The sequence below is a fragment of the Yonghaparkia sp. Soil809 genome, assembly GCF_001429705.1.
Lineage (GTDB): Bacteria > Actinomycetota > Actinomycetes > Actinomycetales > Microbacteriaceae > Microcella.
Genome location: NZ_LMSV01000002.1, coordinates 69,485 through 91,005 on the forward strand (window position 1 = coordinate 69,485; position 21,521 = coordinate 91,005).

Here is a 21,521-nt window from a genome sequence, read left to right on the forward strand (position 1 = left end):
AGCATCCGACGGCGATTCCTCGAGGACGACCATGACGAACCTCCTGCCGATGGCGGACCAGGGGCTGACCTTCCAGGTCACCCGCAACGACCGTGCGATGAGCGACGAGGAGCGCGAGGCGATCCTCGCCGCGCCGGGCTTCGGCAAGCACTTCACCGACCACATGGTCGACATCTGCTGGAGCGAGAAGGGCGGCTGGCACCGCCCGCGCGTGCAGCCCTACGGCCCGATCTCGCTCGACCCCTCGGCGGCCGTCCTGCACTACGGCCAGGAGATCTTCGAGGGTCTCAAGGCCTACCGCCACGCCGACGGCTCGATCTGGTCGTTCCGCCCCGACGCGAACGCGCGCCGCCTGCAGCGCTCCGCGAAGCGACTCGCGCTGCCCGAGCTGCCCGTCGAGCACTTCCTCGAGTCGTTGCGCCAGCTCATCGCCGTCGACGGCGACTGGGTGCCGAGCGCGCCGGAGACCAGCCTCTACCTGCGCCCCTTCATGTTCGCCAAGGAGGCATTCCTCGGGGTGCGCCCCGCGCACAAGGTCGCGTACTACGTGATCGCCTCGCCCGCGGGCGCCTACTTCTCCGGCGGCGTCGCCCCCGTCTCGATCTGGCTCACGACGACGTACTCGCGCGCCGGCAGGGGCGGCACGGGCGCGGCGAAGACCGGCGGCAACTACGCGGCCTCCCTCGTCGCGCAGGCCGAGGCGGCCGAGCACGGCTGCCAGCAGGTGCTCTTCCTCGACTCGGTCGAGGGCACGTACCTGGAGGAGCTCGGCGGCATGAACATCGTGCTCGTGAAGAAGGACGGCACTCTGCTCACTCCCGCGAGCGACTCGATCCTCGAGGGGATCACCCGCGACTCGATCCTGCAGCTCGCGGAGGACCGCGGCCACACGGTCGAGCGTCGCCGCGTGAGCCTCGCGGAGTGGCGGGAGGGCGTCGCATCGGGCGACATCGTCGAAGCCTTCGCGTGCGGCACCGCCGCCGTCGTCACCCCCATCGGCCTCCTGAAGGGCGTCGTCGACGGCGAGCCCTTCGCGATCGGCTCGGCCGATGCCGAACCGGGCGAGCTGACGATGTCGCTCCGCCAGGAGCTCACCGACATCCAGTACGGCCGACGCCCCGACACCCACGGGTGGATGCTCCGCCTGGACGCCTGAGCGACGTGACCACCCGCTCCGCCCGCCGCCGGGCGCTGCACCGCATCGGCGTGCTCGCGCTCTCGAGCCTCAGCGGCGCCGCCGTCGGCCTCGTCGGCTCGGCGACCCACCAGTCGCTGCCACCCGTCGGCATCGCGCTCGCGCTCGTCACGACGGCGCTGCTCCTGAGCGGGCTGCGCGCCTGGGGGGACGACCGCGGCCCCGCCGTCGCCGGAGCATTCGGCCTCGGCTCGGTCGCCCTGGCTCTCGCGACCCCGGGCGCGGGCGGCTCCGTCCTGATCCCCGGAAACCCGCTCGGCTACGGCTGGACGCTCGGCATCGTGCTCATCGCCCTCGTCGTGCTCGCGTGGCCCCGCATCCAGCGCACTCACCGCCGACCGGCGGGTAGCATCGAACCGACCGCTCCCGATCAGAAGGACCCCTCAGCGCCGTGACCTATGTGATCGCACTTCCCTGCGTCGACGTCAAAGACCGCGCGTGCATCGACGAGTGCCCGGTCGACTGCATCTACGAGGGCGACCGGATGCTCTACATCCACCCCGACGAGTGCGTCGACTGCGGCGCCTGCGAGCCCGTGTGCCCCGTCGAGGCGATCTACTACGAGGACGACCTGCCCGAGCAGTGGAGCGACTACTACCGCGCGAACGTCGAGTTCTTCCAGGAGATCGGCTCGCCCGGCGGTGCGGCGAAGGNCCCGTGCCCCTCTCCCTTCCCGACTTCCCCTGGGACTCCCTCGCGCCGTTCGCGGCCCGTGCGCGGGCCCACTCCGATGGCATCGTCGATCTCTCGGTCGGCTCGCCCGTCGATGCGACGCCCGCCGTCGTGCGCGACGCGCTCGTGGCCGCGACCGACGCGCACGCCTACCCGCAGACGATGGGCACGCCCGCGCTGCGCGAGGCGATCGTGCGCTGGTACGCGCGTCGTCGTGATGTGACCCTGATCGGCCCGGACGCGGTCATCCCCACGATCGGGTCGAAGGAGCTCGTCGCTCTCCTGCCGCTCCTGCTCGGCCTCGGCCGCGACGACGTCATCGTGCACCCCCGCACCGCCTACCCCACGTACGCCGTCGGCGCCGCGCTCATCGGAGCGCGCGCCGTCGCGGAGGACGACCCCGCGCGCTGGCCCGAGGGCGCCCGCCTCATCTGGATCAACTCGCCCGGCAACCCCGACGGCGCCGTGCTCGGCGTGGAGGCGCTGCGCGCGGCGGTGCTGCGCGCCCGCGAGCTCGGAGCGGTCATCGTCAACGACGAGTGCTACGCCGAGCTCGGGTGGGAGCCCGAGCGGTGGGGCGCGGAGCCCGCCGACGGCGGCGAGGACGACCCGCACGCCGTCGCGCGCGTGCCGAGCATCCTCGACCCGCTCGTGACGGCGGGCGACCACTCGGGGCTCCTGAGCGTCTACTCGCTCTCGAAGCAGTCCAACCTCGCCGGCTATCGCGCGGCCTTCCTCGCCGGCGACCCTGCCCTCGTGCGGCAGCTGCTCGAGGCGCGCAAGCACCTCGGGCTCATCCCGCCCGCTCCCGTGCAGGCGGCGATGATCGCGGCGCTCGACGACGACGCGCACGTCGCCACCCAGCGCGAGATCTATCGAGCCCGACGGGATGCCCTCGCCGGTGCCCTGCGCGCGTCCGGCTTCCGCATCGACCGCTCCGAGGCCGGACTCTACCTCTGGGCCACGCGCGACGAGCCGGCGCTCGACACCCTCGCGCAGCTCGCGGAGCTCGGGATCCTCGTCGCTCCCGGCACCTTCTACGAGGGGGAGGGCTCGCGGCACGTGCGGTTCGCGCTCACGGCGAGCGATGAGCGGATCTCGCAGGCCGTCGCGCGACTGCGCGCTGCGGCGTTGTGACAGCCCACGGACATCCTTGGCGGTCATCGACAACCCGGGGTCGGGTGTCTTGGCCGATGCGGTACTGGTCGCCGCGGTCGCCTAGGCTGTAGTCGGGTTCCTTCCGCGGACCGGCGCCACCCCGACGAACGCGGCTATCCCGCCACCACCCCCGACCCCACCAACGCGAGGAGGCGCAGTGAGCGACGCCGACAAGGCCATCCTGCAGTTCCCCGGCGGAACCGCGGAGTTCCCCATCCTGAGAAGCGTCGACGGCGCCTCGAGCATCGACGTCTCGACCCTCACCAGGCAGACGGGCCTCACGGCGCTCGACTACGGCTTCGTCAACACCGCCTCGACCAAGAGCGCGATCACCTACATCGACGGCGACCAGGGGATCCTGCGCTACCGCGGCTACGCGATCGAGGACATCGCGGCGAACTCGAGCTTCCTCGAGGTCGCGTGGCTGCTCATCTACGGGGAGCTGCCGAGCGAGTCGGAGCTCGCCGCGTTCGACGAGCGCGTGCGGCGCCACACCCTCCTGCACGAGGACCTCAAGCGCTTCTTCGACTCGCTGCCGCACCAGGCGCACCCCATGTCGGTGCTGTCGTCCGCCGTCTCGGCGCTGTCGACCTACTACGGCGACTCGCTCAACCCGCACGACCCCGAGCAGGTCGAGATCTCCACGATCCGTCTGCTCGCCAAGCTCCCGGTGATCGCGGCCTACGCGCACAAGAAGTCGGTCGGCCAGGCCTTCCTCTACCCCGACAACTCGCTGAGCTTCGTCGACAACTTCCTCCGGCTCAACTTCGGCACGATGGCAGAGCCGTACGAGGTCAACCCGGTCATGTCGGAGGCGCTCGAGCGCCTGCTGATCCTCCACGAGGACCACGAGCAGAACGCCTCGACCTCGACCGTTCGCCTGGTCGGCTCGACCGAGGCCAACCTGTTCGCCTCCATCTCGGCGGGCATCAACGCCCTCTCCGGCCCGCTTCACGGCGGCGCCAACGAGTCGGTGCTCACGATGCTCGGGCGCATCCGCGACAGCGGCGAGAGCGTCGAGCGCTTCGTCGAGCGGGTGAAGAACAAGGAGGACGGCATCAAGCTCATGGGCTTCGGCCACCGGGTCTACAAGTCGTACGACCCGCGCGCCAAGCTCGTCAAGGAGAGCGCCGACGCCGTGCTCGCCGACCTCGGCATCAGCGACCCGCTGCTGGACATCGCGCGCGAGCTCGAGCAGATCGCGCTCGGCGACGACTACTTCAAGGAGCGTCGCCTCTACCCGAACGTCGACTTCTACACCGGCGTCATCTACAAGGCGATGGGCTTCCCGACGCGCATGTTCACGGTGCTCTTCGCGATCGGCCGGCTCCCCGGCTGGATCGCCCACTGGCGCGAGATGAACGACGACCCGCAGACGAAGATCGGCCGCCCCCAGCAGCTCTACACGGGCGCGCCCGCGCGCGACTGGCCGCAGCGCTAGACCGGAGCGCCGGCGCTCGTCGGCGTCAGCGCCCGCGCCGTGCTCGAGTCGGGGGCGCTCGGTGCCGCAGGGCGGCGACGAGCGCGGATCGTCCGCACGAAGATCGTCATGACGATCGCGACGTAGCCGACCCAGGCGACCACCTGCAGCCAGGTCATCGTCGGTGCGATGCCGAAGGCGCCGGTCAGCACCGCAGCGGGGAGCGAGCCCGCCGGCAGGATCTGCGTGAACGCGGTGCCCCAGAGCCACGCGAGCGCGGCCGGAGCGCCCGCCGGGGCCGCCTGGTCGGGTCCGGGGAGCATGCCGACCTCCTGCAGCTCGTGGAGTCCGTAGGCCAGCACGCCCGCGGCGATCAGGACGAGCAGCGCGCCCGTCCAGGCGAAGAAGCGACCGAGGTCGATGCGCACCAGCCGGCGGAACAGCAGCCAGCCCAGGCCGATCGCGATGCCGAGGCCCAGCAGAGCGCCGGCGACGCCCGCGATCGGGGCGTCGCTCGTGCTGGTCGAGGCCCAGAGGAAGAGCGCGGTCTCCGTGCCCTCTCGCGCGACGGCGAGGAACGCGAGGACGGCGAGTGTGCGCCCGCTGCCCGCGACGGCGTGCGAGACGTCCGCATCGATGCGGTGCCGCAGCGTCGAGGCGGTGGTCGCCATCCAGATGATCATCCAGGTCACGAGCGCGACGGCGAGCAGCGACAGCACGCCCGTCACGAACTCCTGCGCACGGCGGTCGAGCGTGGCGGTGCCGAAGGTGAGCACCGCACCCGTCGCGAGCGAGAGAGCGGCGGCGAGGCCGACCCCGAGCCAGATGCGCGGCACGAGGTCGCTGCGTCCGATCCGGTGCACGGCGGCGAGGATCAAGCCGACGACGAGCGCCGCCTCGAGCCCTTCCCGGAGTCCGATGATGAGGTTGGCGAGCATGCGGATCTCCTGTCGGCGACGAGACGGGTTCAGGCGAGGTAAGGCTTGCCTAATATACCCCGGGCGATGCCGTGAGACGACCGTGAGTCCGAGAGAGCGCCTGCACCCTCCTGCGCCCTCCTACGCGTGCAGCGCCTCGTTGAGCGTCACACCGGCCCCCGTCCGGGGCAGCACCTCGACCGCTCCGGTGAGCGAGTTGCGCCGGAACAGCAGGCCGGCCACGCCCGAGAGCTGCGCCGCCTTGACGGTGCGCGGGCGGGCATCCGCATCGAGCGAGCCGTCGAGCACGACGACCTTCGTGCCCGCGGTCACGTAGAGGCCCGCCTCGACGACCGAGTCGTCGCCGATCGAGATGCCGATGCCGGAGTTCGCGCCGAGCAGCGCGCGCTGCCCGATCGCGACGCGGTGCGTGCCGCCCCCCGAGAGCGTGCCCATGATCGAGGCGCCGCCGCCGATGTCGCTGCCGTCGCCGACGACGACGCCCTGGCTGATGCGGCCCTCGACCATCGAGGCGCCGAGCGTCCCGGCGTTGAAGTTCACGAAGCCCTCGTGCATGACGGTCGTGCCGGGCGAGAGGTAGGCGCCCAGGCGCACGCGCGAGGCGTCCGCGATGCGCACCCGCGGCGGCGTGACGTAGTCGAGCAGGCGCGGGAACTTGTCGATGCCGAGCGGCGAGATGCCGGCGCGCTGCAGCGCCGGCCGGTTCGCGTCGAAGTCGTCCGGGTGCACGGGCCCCGCCGTCGTCCACATGACGATCGGCAGGTGCGCGAACACGCCGTCGAGGGTGATGGTGTTCGGCGTCACGAGGCGGTGCGACAGCAGGTGCAGGCGCAGGTACGCATCGGGCGTGGATGCGGGGGCCGCCGCCAGCTCGATCTCGACCGTGCGGGCCTCGATCCTCACCCCTCGGCGCGCGTCCTCCGCCTCCAGGTGCTCGATGTCGGCCGGCACGATGTGGCGGTCGCGGCCCTCGGGCAGCGCGCCGAGCGCGGGGGAGGGGAACCACGTGTCGAGCACCTCGCCGTCGGCGAGGCGGACGGTGGCGAGGCCGTAGCCCCAGGCGTGCGTGGGCGAGCTGTCGGGCATGGATCCAGGCTACCCGCGCCGCGAACTAGGCTCGTGCCGATGAACGCGCATCCGATGACCGCCCCGCCGCTGACCGGCGACCTCCTCGACGACGTCGTCGCGCTCACCGCGGCGCTGTGCGACATCCCGAGCGTCTCGGCCGACGAGCGCGCGCTCGCCGACACGATCGAGGCGACCCTGCGCGCGCACGCCCCGCACCTGGAGCTCGTGCGCGACGGCGACGCGATCGTCGCGCGCACGAGCCTCGGACGCGCCGAGCGCGTCGTCATCGCCGGCCACATCGACACGGTGCCGATCAACGACAACCTGCCGACCCGCCGCAGCATCGACGACGGTGTCGACACCCTGTGGGGCCGCGGCACGGTCGACATGAAGGGCGGCTGCGCGGTGCTGCTCGCCCTCGCGGTGCAGCTGACCGACCCCGCCTACGACATCACGTGGGTCTGGTACGACCACGAGGAGGTCGCGAGCGAGCTCAACGGCCTCGGTCGCCTCGCCCGCACGCGCCCCGAGCTGCTGGAGGGCGACTTCGCGATCCTCGGCGAGCCCAGCAGTGCGGGCATCGAGGGCGGCTGCAACGGCACGCTGCGCCTCGAGCTCAGCACGACGGGCCGCCGAGCGCACTCCGCCCGCTCATGGATGGGCGTCAACGCCGTCCACGCCCTCGCGCCGATCCTTCAGCGCCTCGCCGACTACGAGCCCGCGACCGTGACGGTCGACGGCCTCGACTACCGCGAGGGCCTCAACGCGGTCGGCGTGAGCGGCGGGGTCGCGGGCAACGTCATCCCCGACGCCGCGAACGTGACCGTCAACTACCGCTTCGCCCCCGACAAGACCCTCGCCGAGGCCGAGCAGCACGTGCGCGACCTCGTGGCCGATCTCGACCCGCCCGTCGCGGTCGTCGTCACCGACGCGGCGGCGGGCGCCCGCCCCGGCCTGGATGCCCCGCTCGCGCAGCGCTTCGTCGCAGCCGTCGGCGCCGAGCCCGCCCCCAAGTACGGCTGGACGGACGTCGCGCGCTTCAGCGAGCTCGGCATCCCGGCGGTCAACTACGGCCCCGGCGACCCGTCGCTCGCTCACACCGACGACGAGCGCGTCCCGGTCGAGCAGATCGTCGCGTGCGAGCGCGGCCTGCGAGCGTGGCTCACCTCGGCCTGAGTCCCCGACAGGCGGGGGAGCGGCTGCTCGCCCGCGCTCGACGCGCGCCGTGGTGGCTGAGCGTCCTCGCGGTGTACGCGGCGTCGCGGATCGTCTCCACGGGCATCCTGCTGCACGTCGCCTCGCGGCAGCCGGCGAACGCGTGGACGCCCGCGCAGCCCGGCTACTTCGACTTCGCGCGCCTGTGGGACGGCACGTGGTACTGGATCATCGCCGCCGGCGGCTACCCCGACGACATCCCGCGCGACGAGGCGGGGCTCGCGACCGAGAACGCGTTCGCGTTCATGCCCGTCTACCCGTTCGTCGTGCGCGGGGTCATGGTGCTCACGGGGCTGGAGTTCGCGGCGGCCGCCGTGGCCGTGTCGGTCGTCGCGGGGGCGGTCGCGGCGATGCTCTTCCACCGGCTCGTGCGCACGTGGCTGGACGAGCGGGCGGCGCTGCTCGCGACGGCGCTGCTGTGCCTCGCTCCGATCTCACCGATCCTGCAGGTCGCGTACGCCGAGTCGCTGCACCTCGCGATGCTGCTCGGGGCTCTGCTCCTGCTCCTCGAGCGCCGGTACGCGCCCCTCGCCGTCCTCGTGACGATCATGGCCCTGACCCGGCCGAGCGGGCTCGCGTTCGCGCTCGCGCTCGCGCCCCTGCTCGCGTGGCGCTGGCGTCGCCATCGTCGCGGTCTCGAGCCGTTCCCGGTGCGCGAGCGCGTCGAGCTCGCCGCGGTGACGGTGATCGCGGGGCTCGCGGGCCTGGCCTGGCCGGGCATCGTCGCGCTCGCGACGGGCGACCTCACGGGGTACACCGACACCGAGCTCGCCTGGCGCCGCCCGTACGTCGGCCCCGTGGAGCTCGTGCCGTTCACCGCGTGGTGGCAGGGGGCGCGATGGTGGCTCGGCGAGACGGCGGGCCCGGTCGTGCTCGCGCTCGTGCTCGTCGCGGCGTCGGCCTCGTTCGCGCTCCCGCAGATGCGACGGATGCCCGTGGCCATCCGCTGCTGGATCATCGCCTACGCCGTCTACCTCCTCGCCGTCTTCTTCCCGCAGTCGAGCACGTTCCGACTCCTGCTGCCGCTCGCCCCCGCGCTCGGCGCGCTCGCCGCCGGCGCGCTCGCCGTGCGTCCGCGCTGGCTGCGCGCACTGATCGTCGTGACGATGCTCGCGGTCTCGATCGCGGGCCAGTACGGCTGGGTGCACATCGCCTGGTGGGTCGACGGCATCGACTGGACACCTCCCTGATCGGGATGCCCGGCGCGGGCGGCACGGAGTATCCACGGCCGGGCATCCGTCGATTTAGCCGAATGCGCCGCGTACTAGATAATGAAGGCAGAGCTTTCATCGAAAGGGGAGACCGAATATGGCCGCCATGAAGCCGAGAACCGGCGACGGACCGATGGAGGCTGTCAAGGAGGGGCGACTGATCATCGTGCGCGTACCGCTCGAGGGCGGTGGCCGCCTGGTCGTCTCCGTCAACGATGACGAGGCGAAGGAACTGCACGACGCGCTCGCCGCGGCGATCTCCTGACGACAGCACCCGATGCGTGAACGGGGTCGGGCCTTCGGGCCCGGCCCCGTCTCGTGTTCCCGAGGCTCATCGAGCCGCGGCCCGCGGGGGGCTACGCGCCGCGCTTGATGATCTGCAGCAGGCCGTCGCCGACGGGCGACAGAGCCGTGTGCACAGCGCTCGAGCCGGCGAGCTCGCCGATCACGGAGCGGAAGTCGCGGGTGGTGGCCTCGCGCTTGGCCGGGTCGGCGACCGTGTCGCGCCACAGTGCGTGGGGGATGAGCACGATGCCGCCTGCGCGGACGAGTCGCAGCGCGTGCTCGAGGTAGTCGAGGAGGCCCTGCGCGTCGGCGTCCACGAAGACGACGTCGTAGCTCGACTCGTTCATGCGCGGAAGGACCTCGATCGCGCGTCCCGTGATCATGCGCACGCGGGCGGTCGCGTGACCGGCGTCGGTGAAGAACTTGCGGGCGTGCTGCTGGTGCTCGGCCTCGAGGTCGATCGTCGTGAGGTGGGCGCCGGGCGCGCCGCGGAGCATCCAGAGCCCGCTGACACCGAGACCGGTGCCGATCTCGATGATGGACTGCGCGTCGAGGGCGGCGGTCGCGAGCGCGAGGTGGGCGCCCGTCGCGGCGGTGACGGGCTCGACGCCCTGCTCGACGGAGTGGGCGCGCGCCGCGGCGATCTCGTCGGGTTCGACCGTCGATTCCTCGACGTACTTCCACGACAGTTCCTTGCTGGCCACGGGCCCTCCTTCTCGCAGACAGCCTAGGGGTGGGCCCGCGGTTCGCCCGGCTATTGTGAGCGGGTGTCCTTCGGCCTGACGTTCGAGAAGCTCCTGCTCATCGGGCTCATCGCCGTGCTCCTCATCGGGCCCGACCGGCTTCCCGGCTACGCGGCCCAGTTCGCGCGCTTCATCCGCACGATGCGCGACATGGCCAATGGGGCGAAGGAGCGCATGCGCGAGGAGATGGGCCCCGACTTCGACGACGTCGACTGGAAGAAGCTCGATCCGCGCCAGTACGACCCGCGCCGCATCATCAGGGAGGCGCTCCTGGAGGACGAAGGCGCACCGACTCGGCCCGGGGTCGGCGGCGCAGCGGCGACCGTGTCGGCGCCCGTGCGCGAGTCGGCGTACGCCCAGCGGCAGCGGCTGCTGCGCGAGGGCCGACCGGCGCCGTTCGACGCCGAGGCGACCTAGGTCTCAGCGCTCTCCGACCGTGCGCCAGCCCTCCACGACGCGGACGGCCTCGGCGCTCAGCAGCTCGAGCACGCGCCGCACGCTCGGTCGCTCCGCGCGGTCGGCGCGCATGAGCGCCGAGATCTGCCGCTCCGCCGGCAGACCCGTGATGGGGCGCGTGACGATGCCGTTGCCGTGGCTGCGGGTCGTGAATCGGGGCAGGATCGCGATCCCGATGCCCGCGGCGACGAGGCGCTCGACGATGAGGTTGTCCATGATGCGCTGCACGATGCGCGGCTCGCGGCCCACCGCGGCGCCGAGCCGCTCGAGCACGCGGTCGTACGGGTAGCCGACGGGCGCGCCGATCCACTGCTCGTCCACGAGGTCGGTGCCGCGCACGACGGTCTTCTCCACCAGCCGGTGCCCGGCGGGCAGAGCGACGTCGAAGGGCTCGGTCATGAGCGGGACGCAGCGCAGGCCGTTCTCGTTCCAGTGCGCGGGGATCCCCTGCGAGTCCGCGATCACGATGTCGTAGTCGGCGGTGAGCTGGGCGAAGTCGGGCAGCGGCAGGTCGTGATCGGTGAGCACGATCTCCAGGCCCGGCTCGTCGCGCAGCGCCCGCAGCGTTCCCGGCAGGAGCATCTGGCCGGCGGTGGGGAAGGCGCTCACCGAGACCGTGCCCTGCGGGCTCTGCTTGAACTCCAGCCACAGCGCCTCGGCAGACTCGATCGCGACGGCGATGCGTCGGGCGGTCTCGGCGAGCGCGAGGCCGGCGCCGGTGAGCTCGATGCCGCGCCCTCGGCGCCCCGTCAGGGCCACGCCCGCTTCCCGCTCCAGCAGCTTGAGCTGCTGCGAGACGGCGCTCGCGGTGCGGTGGGTGGCCGCCGCGACAGCAGTGATCGAGCCGCGATCGGCGAGCTCGCGGAGCAGTTCGAGCCGGCGCACATCCATGTAGTGATGCTACATGGACACCTAAGAAACATTAGATTGTGCTGAATCCGTGGATGGGATCCAATAGAGGCGTTCAGGAAGACACGAAGGAGAACGCGGACATGCTCGCCGGATTGCTCATCATCGCTCTGCTCGGTATCGCCGGAGCGGTCTCGACCGCCGTCGTGACGGCGAAGGACGGCTACCGTCGCGTGCCGTCGCTTCCGCGCACGTAGCCGCAGACTCCGTCGTTGAGGCGCGGATGCTCGGCGCGCCCCGCCCGCCCCTCGACTCAGCGCGGCGAGACGGAGAGCGGCCGGCCCGCGAGCCCGCGGCCCCGCGCCGCCACGACGCGCGCGAGCTCGCGGATCGCGTCGCCCGCCGGATCGCCGTCGACGAGCACGATCGGCTCGCCCGCATCGCCGCCCTCGCGCAGCGCGACCGAGAGCGGCACGCGCGCGAGCAGCGGCACGTCGAGCCGCGCCGCCGTCTCGGCCCCGCCGCCCGAGCCGAAGAGCTCGAGCACGCCGCCGTCGGGCTGCGCGAGCCCTGCCATGTTCTCCACGACGCCGATCACGGTCTGGCCGGTCTGCCGCGCGACGAGCGCCGAGCGCTCGGCCACGTCGGCGGCGGCCTTCTGCGGCGTCGTGACGACGAGCACCTCGGCGTGCGGCAGCAGCTGCCCCACCGAGATCGCGACGTCGCCGGTGCCGGGCGGCATGTCGAGCACGAGCACGTCGAGGTCGCCGAAGTAGACGTCCGTCAGGAACTGCTGAACGGTGCGATGCAGCATCGGCCCCCGCCACGACACGGCGGTGCGCTCGTCGACGAACATCCCGATCGAGATCACGGCGACGTCGTGCGCGCGCGGCGGCATGATCGCCTCGCCCACGCGCGTCGGCCTCTCGCCCGCGATGCCGAGCAGCCCCGGGATCGAGAAGCCGAACACGTCGGCGTCGACGAGCCCGACGCGCAGCCCCTGCTGCGCAAGGGCGACGGCGAGGTTCGCGGTGATCGTGCTCTTCCCCACGCCGCCCTTGCCGCTCGTCACGGCGATGACCCTCGTGAGCGAGTCGGGGGTGAACGGCATGGCGGGCCGGTCGCCGCGCAGACGCGCGATGAGGGCATCCCGCACCGCCGGGGCCATCACGCCGACCGCGACGTCGACGCCCGCGACGCCCGGCACCGAGGATGCCGCGGCGCGCACATCGCGCTCGATGCGGTCGGCCGCGGGGCAGCCCACGATCGTGAGCTCGAGGTCGATGGCGACGCGGTCGCCCTGCACGCTCACGCGGGGCACCATGTCGAGCTCGGTGACGGGTCGGCGCAGCTCCGGGTCCATGACCCGTGCGAGCGCTCGCCGCACCTGCTCCTCGGTGGGGGCCGCCGGGGGAGCAGAGTCAGCCACGGCGGTCGCGGTCGAGGTCGTCCACGGCGACGGCGGCGTCCTCGACCTCGGAGCGGTCGAGCTCCTCCAGGAGGCTGCGCAGCTCGGCGCGGATGAACTCCTTCGTGGCGATGTCCTTCATCGCCAGGCGCAGCGCGACGACCTCGCGGGCGAGGTACTCGGTGTCGGCCAGGTTGCGCTCGGCGCGCTGCCGGTCCTGCTCGATCTGGACGCGGTCGCGGTCGTCCTGCCGGTTCTGCGCGAGCAGGATGAGCGGCGCCGCGTACGAGGCCTGCAGCGACAGGATGAGCGTCAGCAGCGTGAAGTTGAGCGAGCGCGGATCGAACTGCGCCCCGATCGGCGCCGTGCTGTTGAAGGTGATCCAGACGGCGACGAAGACCGTCATGCCGATGAGGAACCACGGCGTCCCCATCGCCCGGGCGAAGCCCTCCGAGAAGCGACCGATGCGGTCTCGGCTCGTGAACTGGGGCCGGAACAGCGGCCGGCGCTGCGACTTGGGCGCGTCGAGGTCGTCGCGGCGCGGGGTCGCGACCGGGCGGCGACGGCGCTCAGCGGCCATCGGCCGGCCTCCTGGTCACCGGTCCGCGCCCGGCGCGCGGCAGCGGGGCGGCCGAGCGTCGACGCGCGCGCGGCGGCAGCGGAGCGTCGTGCTCGGCGCTGCGCCAGTCGTCGGGCAGCAGGTAGTCGAGCACGTCGTCGATGGTCACGAGGCCGACGAGGCGCCGCGTCTCGTCGACGACCGGCAGCGAGACGAGGTCGTAGCTCGCGAGGCGCCGCGAGACCTCGGCGGCCGAGGTGTCGGGCGTCACGGGCTCGATGCCCTGGTCCAGCAGGGTTCCCAGGCGCTCGTGCGGCGGGTAGCGGAGCATCCGCTGGAAGTGGACCATGCCCAGGTACCGGCCGGTCGGCGGCTCGTACGGCGGGAGCGTCACGCAGATCGCCGCGCCGATCGCCGGAGCGAGCTCGTGCCGGCGGATCAGGGCGAGGCCCTCGGCGACGGTCGCGTCGGCCGAGACGATGATGGGCTCGGTCGTCATGAGACCGCCGGCGGTATCGGCGTCGTAGGACAGCAGGAAGCGGACGTCCTCCGCCTCCTCCGGGTCCATGAGCTCGAGCAGGTGCTCGCCGCGCGTGGTCGGCAGCTGCGCGATGAGGTCGGCGGCGTCGTCGGGCTCCATGTTGTCGAGCACGTCGGCGGCGCGGTCGTCGTCGAGCTGGGAGAGGATCTGCACCTGGTCCGACTCCGGCATCTCCTCGAGCGCGTCGGCGAGGCGGTCGTCGGGCAGCTCCTCCGCGACCTCCATGCGCCTCTCCTCCGAGAGCTCCAGGAGCGTGTTGGCGAGGTCGGCGGGGAGGAGGTCGGTGTACTGGGCGATGAGCTGCTCGGCGCTCTGCCCCTCGGCGCCCGAGGCCCGCTCGATGACGTCGACCCACCGCGCGAACACGGTGCCGCCCTTGGCGAACGGCGCGGCGGCCGGGCGGGGGCGGCGCAGGAACAGCTGCCCGACGGCCCACTCACCGGGGCCGGACTCCTCGATCGCGACATCCTCGACGGTCGCCTCGCCGCTGCCGTCGCGCAGCGCGACGCGACGGCCGATCATCTCGGCGAGCACGCGCACCTCGCCGCCGCGCTGCTCGAAGCGGCGCAGGTTGATGAGCCCGGTCGTGATGATCTGCCCCGAGCCGATGCTCGTGACGCGGCCGATGGAGAGGAACACCCGGCGCCGGCCGGGCACCTCGACCACGAGGCCGACCACGCGCGGGGCATCCGTTCGCCGGTAGACGACCAGGACGTCGCGGACCTTGCCCACCTTGTCGCCCGCGGGGTCGAAGACGGAGCACCCGCTCAGCCGGGCGACGAAGACTTTCGCGGCGCTCACGCTGAAACCCTACCGCCGGGCTGACACAATGAGCCGATGACGAACAGCAGCCCCTTCGCGCGCCGCACCGCCGCCTCGCCGGTCGTTCCGCGGGGCGACGTGCTCGGCACCTACGACAGCTACCCCGAGGCCCAGAAGATCGTGAACCGGCTCGCGCTCGCCGACTTCCCGGTCAAGAAGCTGTCCATCGTCGGCAACGACCTGAAGACGGTCGAGAAGATCACCGGCAAGCTCACCTACGCCCGCGCGGCGCTCGCCGGGGCCGCGAGCGGCGCCTGGTTCGGCCTCTTCATCGGCCTGCTGCTGTTCCTGTTCTCGCCGACCGGCGACTTCTCCTTCATCCTCGCCGCCGCCCTCATCGGCGCCGGGTTCGGGCTGCTCTTCGGCGTCGTCTCGTACGCCCTCAACCGCCGTCGTCGCGACTTCACCGCGACCCACCAGGTGCTCGCGAGCAACTACCAGATCATCATCGATCCGAACCTCACCGCGCGAGCGCAGCAGGTGCTCGCGGAGGGCCCCTCGCACCGCGATCACGCCGCCGCGACGGATCCGGCCGACGAGGCCGCGGATCGCCCCGGCGATTGATACCCTGAACCCGCAGGACAGCTCCACCACAACCGAACATCGGGCCGCACAGCGAGTGCGGGAGAGCCGACGGGGCCGAGGCCGCCGACGGCACCGAAGGAGCAAGCCTCCCCGCCAATCTCTCAGGTACGCGTACCGCTCTCGCCAGGCCACTCTGAAAAGCAGAGCGCATCCCGACGCCGACGTCGGCGACGAGCGATCTCGCCCACGGTGAAAGCTCGCCCCGACCGGCACGACCGGAACGGGCGCGCGAAGCTCTCAGGCACCATGACAGAGGGGGAGTTCCACCGGCCTTCAGCGCAAGGGAGAACTCCGTGTCCGATCCCCGCACCGCCTCCGATCCGACGTCCGCGTCCGATCCCGCCCCCGCGGTGACCCCGCGGTTCTCGCCCCTGCACGAGCAGCACGTCGCCCTCGGCGCGAGCTTCACCGACTTCGCGGGCTGGCAGATGCCGGTGCGGTACACCTCCGACCTCGCCGAGCACCACGCGGTGCGCACGGCCGCGGGTCTCTTCGACATCTCGCACATGGCCGAGATCTCGATTCTCGGCGAGGCCGCGGGCGCCTTCCTCGACGAGGCGCTCGCCGGCCGGCTGTCGGCGCTCGCCGTCGGGAAGGCGAAGTACTCGCTGATCCTCGACGAGCGCGGCGGCATCATCGACGACCTCATCGTCTACCGCATCACCGACCACGAGTTCCTCGTCGTCGCGAACGCCTCCAATCGGGATGCCGTGGTCGCCGCCCTCACCGCGCGCACCGCCGACCACGGGGTCGCCATCGACGACCGCACAGACGCGACGGCGCTCATCGCGGTGCAGGGGCCCGCTGCGCGCGCGGTGCTCGACGCGACGCCGCAGTTCCTCGCCCCCGAGCTCGACGAGCTGAAGTACTACGCCTGGACGACCGGCACGTTCACCGGGCCGGAGGGCGACGACTCCATCGAGGTCCTCGTCGCCCGCACGGGCTACACGGGGGAGGACGGCTTCGAGCTCTACCTAGACGTCGCGCACGCCGCGGCGCTCTGGCGAGCGCTGCTCGCCGCGGGCGAGCCGCTCGGCCTGCAGCCGTGCGGGCTCGCGTCGCGCGACACCCTGCGGCTCGAGGCGGGCATGCCGCTCTACGGCCACGAGCTCGGCACGAGCATCCAGCCCGTCCAGGCGGGTCTGGGCCGCGTCGTCGTGACGGCGAAGGAGTCGTTCGTCGGCAAGGCCGCGATCGAGGCCGGCCCGGGCGAGAGCGCCCGCGTGCTCGTCGGCCTCGCCGCGGAGGGCCGCCGCGCCGCGCGCGCCGGCTACGCCGTCATGAGCGGCGACGAGGTCGTGGGCGAGATCACCTCCGGCGCCCTCTCTCCGACCCTCGGCCACCCGATCGCGATGGCCTTCGTCGACCCGGCCCACGCCGAGCCCGGCACGACCCTCGACCTCGACGTCCGCGGCAGCCGCATCCCCGCGACCGTCGTCCCGCTCCCCTTCTACAAGAAAGAGGCCTGACCATGAGCGCCGTCCCCGCCGACCTGCAGTACACCGCCGAGCACGAGTGGGTGCGCCTCGAGGGCGACGTCGCCACCGTGGGCATCACGCAGTACGCCGCCGACGCCCTCGGCGACGTCGTCTACGTCGACCTGCCCAAGGTCGGCGCCGCCGTCACCTCCGGCTCGATCGTCGGCGAGGTCGAGTCGACGAAGTCGGTCGGCGAGCTGTATGCGCCGCTCGACGGCGAGGTCGTCGAGGCGAACGGCGCCGTCGTCGACGCCCCCGAGACCATCAACTCCGACCCGTACGGCGACGGCTGGCTCGTCAAGGTGCGCGTCGCCGAGACCCCGGCGCTCCTGAGCGCCGACGAGTACCGCGCCCTCATCGGCGAGTAGGAGCATCCGACACCCATGTCTCTCGATTTCAGCGCCCGCCACATCGGCATCGACGACTCCGCGCGGCAGCTCATGCTCGACGCGCTCGGCTACGCCTCGCTCGACGCCCTCATGGATGCCGCGGTCCCGTCCGCGATCCGCCAGACCGCCCCGCTGCGCAGCCTGCCCGCCCCCGCGACCGAGGCCCAGGCCCTCGCCGAGCTGCGCGCCATCGCGGCCGAGAATCGCGTGCGGACGAGCCTCATCGGCCAGGGCTACTACGGCACGATCACGCCCGCCGTGATCCAGCGCAACATCCTCGAGAACCCCAGCTGGTACACGGCCTACACGCCCTACCAGCCCGAGATCTCGCAGGGTCGGCTCGAGGCGCTGCTGAACTTCCAGACCATGGTGAGCGAGCTCGCGGGCCTGCACACCGCCAACGCGTCGATGCTCGACGAGGCGACCGCCGTCGTCGAGGGCATGCTGCTCGCGCGCAGGGCATCCAAGAGCTCGTCGAACGTCTTCCTCGTCGACAGCGACCTGTTCGCCCAGACGCGCGCGGTGCTGGATGGGCGCGCCGAGGCCGTGGGTCTCGAGCTGCGGTATCTGCCGCTCGCCGAGGCCGACCCGGCCGACCTCCCCGAGGCGTTCGGCGTCTTCGTGCAGTACCCCGCCGCCTCGGGTCGCATCTGGGATCCGTCGGCGATCATCGCCCGCGTCAAGGAGCAGGGCGGCCTCGCGATCGTCGCCGCCGACCTCCTCGCGCTGACACTCATCACGAGCCCGGGCGAGCTCGGCGCCGACGTCGCCGTCGGCACCACCCAGCGGTTCGGTGTTCCCATGGGCTTCGGCGGACCGCACGCCGGCTACCTCGCCGTGCGCGAGGGCCTCGAGCGATCGATGCCCGGCCGCCTCGTCGGCGTCTCGCGCGACGCCGACGGCCGCCCCGCCTACCGGCTCACGCTGCAGACGCGCGAGCAGCACATCCGCCGCGACAAGGCGACGTCGAACATCTGCACCGCGCAGGTGCTGCTCGCCGTCATGGCTTCGATGTTCGGGGTCTACCACGGCCCCGACGGGCTGCGCCGCATCGCGACGCGCGTCGCGAGCACGACCGCCGCCTTCGCCGACCGCCTCGCGGCGAACAGCGTCGACGTACTCAACGACTCGGCGTTCGACACCCTCACGATCTCCGTGCCCGGCCGCGCCGACGACGTCCTCGCCGCGGCACGCGACCGCGACATCCTCCTGTGGCGCGTCGATGCCGACACCGTCCGGCTGAGCTTCGACGAGCAGTCGTCGACCGACCCGGCGCTCATCGCCGAGCTCTCCGCGGTGTTCGGCTTCATGGCGGGGTCGGGCATCCCTGGCGCCGGACCGGCCGAGCCGGCCACGCGCATCCCCCCAGCTCTCGAGCGCACCTCCGAGTTCATGACGCACCCGGTGTTCCACACGCACCGCAGCGAGACCGCGATGATGCGCTACCTCAAGCGCCTCGCCGACCGCGACTACGCGCTCGACCGCGGCATGATCCCGCTCGGCTCGTGCACGATGAAGCTCAACGCGGCGACCGAGATGGCGGCCGTCACGTGGCCCGAGTTCAGCGCGCTGCACCCCTTCGCGCCGCTCGAGGACGTCCAGGGATCGCTCGTGCTCATCGGCATGCTCGAGACGTGGCTCGCCGAGCTCACGGGGTACGACGCCGTGTCGCTGCAGCCGAACGCCGGCAGCCAGGGCGAGCTCGCGGGCCTCCTCGCGATCCGCGGCTACCACCGCTCGCGCGGCGACGAGCACCGCACGGTCTGCCTGATCCCGTCGAGCGCGCACGGCACCAACGCGGCCTCGGCCGTCCTGGCCGGGATGCGCGTCGTCGTCATCGCGACGACCGAGACGGGCGACGTCGACCTCGCCGACCTGCGCGCGAAGATCGAGGCGCACCGCGACGAGCTCGCCGCACTCATGATCACCTACCCGTCGACGCACGGCGTGTACGAGCACGACGTCATGGAGGTCACGGCGGCCGTGCACGAGGCCGGCGGCCAGGTGTACATCGACGGCGCCAATCTCAACGCGCTCCTCGGCTACGCCCGCTACGGCGACATCGGCGGCGACGTCAGCCACCTCAACCTGCACAAGACGTTCTGCATCCCGCACGGCGGGGGAGGGCCCGGCGTCGGCCCCGTCGCGGCGAAGGCGCACCTCGCGGAGTTCCTGCCCGGCCACCCGCTCGCCCAGATGCACCAGCACCCGCCGTTCGACATGGCGACCGGCAGCGCGGGAGCCGTCGAGCACCGCGGAGCGCCCGTCTCCGCCGCGCCCTACGGCTCGGCGAGCATCCTGCCGATCTCGTGGGCCTACGCCCGCATGATGGGCGCCGAGGGGCTGACGGATGCGACGGCGAACGCCGTCCTCGCGGCCAACTACGTGGCGCTGCGGCTCCGCGAGCACTACCCGGTGCTCTACGCGGGCGAGAACGGCCTCGTCGCGCACGAGTGCATCCTCGACCTGCGCCCGCTGAAGGAGTCGACCGGCATCGGCAACGACGACGTCGCGAAGCGACTCATGGACTACGGCTTCCACGCGCCGACGATGTCGTTCCCCGTCGCGGGCACCCTCATGGTCGAGCCGACCGAGTCGGAGGACCTCGCCGAGCTCGAGCGGTTCATCCAGGCCATGATCGCCATCCGCCTCGAGGCCGACCGCGTCGCCGCGGGGGAGTGGCCCGCGGACGACAACCCGCTCGTCAACGCGCCGCACACCGCCGAGAGCGTCATCGCCGGCGAGTGGGAGCACCCCTACTCGCGCGAGCTCGCCGTCTACCCGGCGTCGCTCGTCGCGGGCGACGAGCACGGGCACGGGGCAGACGGCTCCGGCGGGTTCGGAGCCACGCGCGCCGACAAGTACTGGCCGCCGGTGCGCCGCGTCGACCAGGCCTATGGCGACCGCAACCTCGTCTGCGCCTGCCCGCCGATCGAGGCCTTCGCCTAGCGGCGCCTGCCGATGCGTTCGCCTGACGGGTCGCGCCCGCCTGCCGAACCAAATGAAGGGAGCGCGCCGCCGGTCATCGGCGTGTCGTCCACGACACGCCGATGCGGCGGGCGCCGCTCCCTTCATTTGGTCGAGGCACGCGCGCGCGGGGAGCGCGCGCAGGGCAGCCGTTCGGGAACGGCACCGGAGTCCGCGAAGCAGGAGGCGGCGGAGGCGTCGCGCCTGCGGCCTAGGAGGCGGCGGAGGCGTCGAGCCCGGGTGCGCCCGGCAGCAGCGCGAGCTGCTCGCGGATCGTCGCCGCGCTCTGGTAGGTGACACCGACGAGGGCGACGTGCTTCCAGCGGAGCACGCCGTCGGCGTCGACGATGAAGATCGAGCGGCGCACGCCCACCCCGAACAGCCCGACCCCGTACGCGTCGACGACGTCGCCGCGCTCGTCCGCGAGCAGCGGGAAGGTGAGCGTCGAGCGGCGGGCGAACGACTCGTGCGACGCGGCGCTCTGGCGGCTGATCGCCCACACCTCCGCGCCGAGCTCCTCGAAGCCGGTGAGCTCGCTCTGGTAGCTGCACAGCTGCGCGGTGCAGCCGGGCGAGGCGTCGGCCGGGTAGAACGCGAGCACGAGGGGCGAGCCGCGGTGCTCGCGCAGCGAGAAGAGCCGGTGCTGAGCATCCGCGCCCCGCATGGTCACGCCGGGCAGGGTGAAGTCGGGGGCGAGCTGGCCGATCTCGGGCTGGGGCATGCGGCGAGGCTAGGCGGGCAACCCGAGAAGTTCCGGGAACTCCGCGGCCGCCCAGGGGTATCCCACGAAGATCACAGCGTCGAGGACCGTGTGCCCGATCACGAGGGGGAGGACGCGGCCGGTGCGCGTGTAGATCCAGCCGAACACGATGCCCATGACGAAGTTCCCGACGAAGGCCCCGAACCCTTGATACAGGTGGTAGGTCGCCCGCAGGAGCGCGCTCGTCAGGATGACCGCCCACGGGCTCCAGCGCAGGTCGCGCAGGCGGGCGAAGAGGTAGCCGATCGCGATCACCTCCTCGGTGGCGCCGGCGCGGAACGCGGCGAGGAGCAGCACCGGGACGGTCCACCAGTAGGTGTCGAGCGCGGTCGGCACGACGGTCACCGTGACCCCGAGCGCGCGGCCGGCGACGTACAGCGCGAGGCCCGGCACCCCGATGAGCACGGCGAGGCCGAGGCCGTCCCGCGCGTCGCGCCAGGGTCGGGTCCCGTCGATGCCGAGCCGCCCGAGGTGCGGTCGGGCCGCCCGCCACAGCAGGAGCGCGACGAGGGCGACGGCGACGAGGTCGAAGACGATCGCGAGGAGCTGGTAGATCAGGTCGAAGATCTCGCGCTCGTCGCGCGCACCGTTGATCGTGGCGGTCTGCTGCGAGAGCGGCACGTCGCGGGTGACGCGATTGATGATCGCCACGAGCGAGTAGACGGCGCTCGCGCCGAGCGAGAGGCCGAGGACGATGAGGATCTCGGCGCGGATACGTCGTGGCGAGGGGATGCCCGTGCTGATGTCGGGCGCGGAGAGGGCGGTCACGGCAGAAGTATCCCGCGCGCGGCTCGCGCTCACC

The 21,521-nt window shown here is 72.3% G+C and carries 23 protein-coding genes and 1 riboswitch; of the genes, 14 read left to right on the forward strand and 9 right to left on the reverse strand.

The genetic code is table 11. From position 1 onward, the window contains the following. Positions 1 to 31: 31 nt before the first annotated feature. The 5 genes from ASG83_RS07935 to ASG83_RS07950 all read left to right on the forward strand — a co-directional run bounded on the left by ASG83_RS07935 (position 32) and on the right by ASG83_RS07950 (position 4,466). Positions 32 to 1,156: a branched-chain amino acid aminotransferase gene (locus tag ASG83_RS07935; protein WP_055859669.1), complete on the forward strand. Its 1,125-nt coding sequence runs from the start codon at positions 32 to 34 to the stop codon at positions 1,154 to 1,156. 5 nt (positions 1,157 to 1,161) lie between these two features. Continuing rightward, entirely contained in the window at positions 1,162 to 1,590 is a 429-nt protein-coding gene (locus ASG83_RS07940; protein WP_055859673.1) for a hypothetical protein, read from the forward strand. Continuing rightward, a partial coding sequence (gene fdxA, locus ASG83_RS12480) for a ferredoxin (RefSeq protein WP_156711107.1) occupies positions 1,587 to 1,848 on the forward strand: 262 nt, incomplete at its 3' end. The genes ASG83_RS07940 and fdxA, both read left to right, overlap by 4 nt. A gap of 4 nt (positions 1,849 to 1,852) precedes the next feature. Next, the gene (gene dapC / locus ASG83_RS07945; protein ID WP_055859676.1) at positions 1,853 to 3,004 is read left to right on the forward strand and encodes a succinyldiaminopimelate transaminase; all 1,152 of its coding nucleotides are present in this window, start codon (positions 1,853 to 1,855) and stop codon (positions 3,002 to 3,004) included. Positions 3,005 to 3,182: 178 nt separating this feature from the next. Then, positions 3,183 to 4,466, forward strand: a complete 1,284-nt coding sequence (locus ASG83_RS07950) for a citrate synthase (RefSeq protein WP_055859679.1) — start codon at positions 3,183 to 3,185, stop codon at positions 4,464 to 4,466. Here the strand turns inward: ASG83_RS07950 and efeU are convergent. Continuing rightward, positions 4,463 to 5,383, reverse strand: coding sequence for an iron uptake transporter permease EfeU (gene efeU / locus ASG83_RS07955; protein ID WP_055859683.1), 921 nt, complete (start codon positions 5,381 to 5,383; stop codon positions 4,463 to 4,465). The two genes, ASG83_RS07950 and efeU, sit on opposite strands and share 4 nt — an antisense overlap. A 120-nt stretch (positions 5,384 to 5,503) precedes the next feature. Beyond that, positions 5,504 to 6,469, reverse strand: coding sequence for a 2,3,4,5-tetrahydropyridine-2,6-dicarboxylate N-succinyltransferase (gene dapD, locus ASG83_RS07960; protein WP_055859686.1), 966 nt, complete (start codon positions 6,467 to 6,469; stop codon positions 5,504 to 5,506). 39 nt (positions 6,470 to 6,508) lie between these two features. Between dapD and dapE the strand changes: the two genes are divergently transcribed. The 3 genes from dapE to ASG83_RS12485 all read left to right on the forward strand — a co-directional run bounded on the left by dapE (position 6,509) and on the right by ASG83_RS12485 (position 9,142). Next, on the forward strand, positions 6,509 to 7,627 hold the full coding sequence (dapE, locus tag ASG83_RS07965; protein WP_082514985.1) for a succinyl-diaminopimelate desuccinylase: 1,119 nt from the start codon (positions 6,509 to 6,511) through the stop codon (positions 7,625 to 7,627). Further along, positions 7,609 to 8,856, forward strand: coding sequence for a hypothetical protein (locus ASG83_RS07970; RefSeq protein ID WP_235460137.1), 1,248 nt, complete (start codon positions 7,609 to 7,611; stop codon positions 8,854 to 8,856). Before dapE ends, ASG83_RS07970 begins: the two co-directional genes overlap by 19 nt. Before the next feature lie 118 nt (positions 8,857 to 8,974). Then, positions 8,975 to 9,142 carry a DUF3117 domain-containing protein gene (locus tag ASG83_RS12485; RefSeq protein WP_082514986.1) on the forward strand — a complete coding sequence of 56 codons (168 nt, stop codon included), beginning with the start codon at positions 8,975 to 8,977 and terminating at the stop codon, positions 9,140 to 9,142. A 91-nt stretch (positions 9,143 to 9,233) separates the two neighbouring features. Here the strand turns inward: ASG83_RS12485 and ASG83_RS07975 are convergent, their stop codons facing one another. Then, on the reverse strand, positions 9,234 to 9,866 hold the full coding sequence (locus ASG83_RS07975) for an O-methyltransferase (protein ID WP_055859692.1): 633 nt from the start codon (positions 9,864 to 9,866) through the stop codon (positions 9,234 to 9,236). A 63-nt stretch (positions 9,867 to 9,929) separates the two neighbouring features. Here ASG83_RS07975 and ASG83_RS07980 point away from each other — a divergent pair, with 63 nt between their 5' ends. After that, positions 9,930 to 10,322 (forward strand): hypothetical protein, encoded by a 393-nt coding sequence (locus ASG83_RS07980; protein WP_055859695.1) that lies wholly within the window; start codon positions 9,930 to 9,932, stop codon positions 10,320 to 10,322. Between the two features lie 3 nt (positions 10,323 to 10,325). On the opposite strand, the gene ASG83_RS07985 is transcribed toward ASG83_RS07980, so the two are convergent. Beyond that, the gene (locus tag ASG83_RS07985; protein WP_055859698.1) at positions 10,326 to 11,252 is read right to left on the reverse strand and encodes a LysR family transcriptional regulator; all 927 of its coding nucleotides are present in this window, start codon (positions 11,250 to 11,252) and stop codon (positions 10,326 to 10,328) included. A gap of 53 nt (positions 11,253 to 11,305) precedes the next feature. On the opposite strand from ASG83_RS07985, the gene ASG83_RS12675 reads away from it, so the two are divergent. Further along, positions 11,306 to 11,467: a hypothetical protein gene (locus ASG83_RS12675; protein ID WP_156376794.1), complete on the forward strand. Its 162-nt coding sequence runs from the start codon at positions 11,306 to 11,308 to the stop codon at positions 11,465 to 11,467. Between the two features lie 56 nt (positions 11,468 to 11,523). Here the strand turns inward: ASG83_RS12675 and ASG83_RS07990 are convergent, their stop codons facing one another. From ASG83_RS07990 to ASG83_RS08000, 3 genes are read right to left on the reverse strand one after another with little or no spacing between them, the layout of a single operon-like run. Beyond that, on the reverse strand, positions 11,524 to 12,639 hold the full coding sequence (locus ASG83_RS07990; protein ID WP_055859701.1) for an Mrp/NBP35 family ATP-binding protein: 1,116 nt from the start codon (positions 12,637 to 12,639) through the stop codon (positions 11,524 to 11,526). Next, positions 12,632 to 13,198: a DUF1003 domain-containing protein gene (locus tag ASG83_RS07995; RefSeq protein ID WP_055859704.1), complete on the reverse strand. Its 567-nt coding sequence runs from the start codon at positions 13,196 to 13,198 to the stop codon at positions 12,632 to 12,634. The genes ASG83_RS07990 and ASG83_RS07995 overlap by 8 nt, the downstream gene beginning before the upstream one ends. After that, a complete protein-coding gene (locus tag ASG83_RS08000; protein WP_055859707.1) occupies positions 13,188 to 14,519 on the reverse strand; it encodes a magnesium transporter MgtE N-terminal domain-containing protein in 1,332 nt (443 codons plus the stop codon). Before ASG83_RS08000 ends, ASG83_RS07995 begins: the two co-directional genes overlap by 11 nt. 36 nt (positions 14,520 to 14,555) lie before the next feature. Here ASG83_RS08000 and ASG83_RS08005 point away from each other — a divergent pair, with 36 nt between their 5' ends. The 4 genes from ASG83_RS08005 (at position 14,556) to gcvP (ending at position 19,941) form a co-directional block, all read left to right on the forward strand. Then, a complete protein-coding gene (locus ASG83_RS08005; protein WP_200932300.1) occupies positions 14,556 to 15,104 on the forward strand; it encodes a general stress protein in 549 nt (182 codons plus the stop codon). 48 nt (positions 15,105 to 15,152) lie between these two features. Beyond that, a riboswitch (glycine riboswitch) is annotated at positions 15,153 to 15,252 on the forward strand. Positions 15,253 to 15,418: 166 nt separating this feature from the next. Continuing rightward, positions 15,419 to 16,594 (forward strand): glycine cleavage system aminomethyltransferase GcvT, encoded by a 1,176-nt coding sequence (gene gcvT, locus ASG83_RS08010; RefSeq protein ID WP_082599166.1) that lies wholly within the window; start codon positions 15,419 to 15,421, stop codon positions 16,592 to 16,594. 2 nt (positions 16,595 to 16,596) lie between these two features. Then, positions 16,597 to 16,971, forward strand: coding sequence for a glycine cleavage system protein GcvH (gcvH, locus tag ASG83_RS08015; protein WP_055859709.1), 375 nt, complete (start codon positions 16,597 to 16,599; stop codon positions 16,969 to 16,971). 15 nt (positions 16,972 to 16,986) lie between these two features. Continuing rightward, positions 16,987 to 19,941 carry an aminomethyl-transferring glycine dehydrogenase gene (gene gcvP / locus ASG83_RS08020; protein ID WP_055859713.1) on the forward strand — a complete coding sequence of 985 codons (2,955 nt, stop codon included), beginning with the start codon at positions 16,987 to 16,989 and terminating at the stop codon, positions 19,939 to 19,941. Positions 19,942 to 20,170: 229 nt separating this feature from the next. On the opposite strand, the gene ASG83_RS08025 is transcribed toward gcvP, so the two are convergent. Together ASG83_RS08025 and ASG83_RS08030 are read right to left on the reverse strand one after the other, a co-directional pair. Continuing rightward, a complete protein-coding gene (locus ASG83_RS08025; RefSeq protein WP_055859715.1) occupies positions 20,171 to 20,680 on the reverse strand; it encodes a peroxiredoxin in 510 nt (169 codons plus the stop codon). 9 nt (positions 20,681 to 20,689) lie between these two features. Then, positions 20,690 to 21,487: a CPBP family intramembrane glutamic endopeptidase gene (locus ASG83_RS08030; protein ID WP_055859718.1), complete on the reverse strand. Its 798-nt coding sequence runs from the start codon at positions 21,485 to 21,487 to the stop codon at positions 20,690 to 20,692. Positions 21,488 to 21,521: the final 34 nt, after the last annotated feature.

Excerpts from the sequence above, each read along its gene's own strand:
- ASG83_RS07935 (WP_055859669.1), top strand. The coding sequence starts at position 32 with ATGACGAACCTCCTGCCGATGGCGGACCAGGGGCTGACCTTCCAGGTC.
- efeU (WP_055859683.1), bottom strand. The coding sequence starts at position 5,383 with ATGCTCGCCAACCTCATCATCGGACTCCGGGAAGGGCTCGAGGCGGCG.
- dapD (WP_055859686.1), bottom strand. The coding sequence starts at position 6,469 with ATGCCCGACAGCTCGCCCACGCACGCCTGGGGCTACGGCCTCGCCACC.
- dapE (WP_082514985.1), top strand. The coding sequence starts at position 6,509 with ATGAACGCGCATCCGATGACCGCCCCGCCGCTGACCGGCGACCTCCTC.
- ASG83_RS12485 (WP_082514986.1), top strand. The coding sequence starts at position 8,975 with ATGGCCGCCATGAAGCCGAGAACCGGCGACGGACCGATGGAGGCTGTC.
- ASG83_RS07985 (WP_055859698.1), bottom strand. The coding sequence starts at position 11,252 with ATGGATGTGCGCCGGCTCGAACTGCTCCGCGAGCTCGCCGATCGCGGC.
- ASG83_RS12675 (WP_156376794.1), top strand. The coding sequence starts at position 11,306 with ATGGGATCCAATAGAGGCGTTCAGGAAGACACGAAGGAGAACGCGGAC.
- ASG83_RS07995 (WP_055859704.1), bottom strand. The coding sequence starts at position 13,198 with ATGGCCGCTGAGCGCCGTCGCCGCCCGGTCGCGACCCCGCGCCGCGAC.
- ASG83_RS08005 (WP_200932300.1), top strand. The coding sequence starts at position 14,556 with ATGACGAACAGCAGCCCCTTCGCGCGCCGCACCGCCGCCTCGCCGGTC.
- gcvH (WP_055859709.1), top strand. The coding sequence starts at position 16,597 with ATGAGCGCCGTCCCCGCCGACCTGCAGTACACCGCCGAGCACGAGTGG.
- gcvP (WP_055859713.1), top strand. The coding sequence starts at position 16,987 with ATGTCTCTCGATTTCAGCGCCCGCCACATCGGCATCGACGACTCCGCG.
- ASG83_RS08025 (WP_055859715.1), bottom strand. The coding sequence starts at position 20,680 with ATGCCCCAGCCCGAGATCGGCCAGCTCGCCCCCGACTTCACCCTGCCC.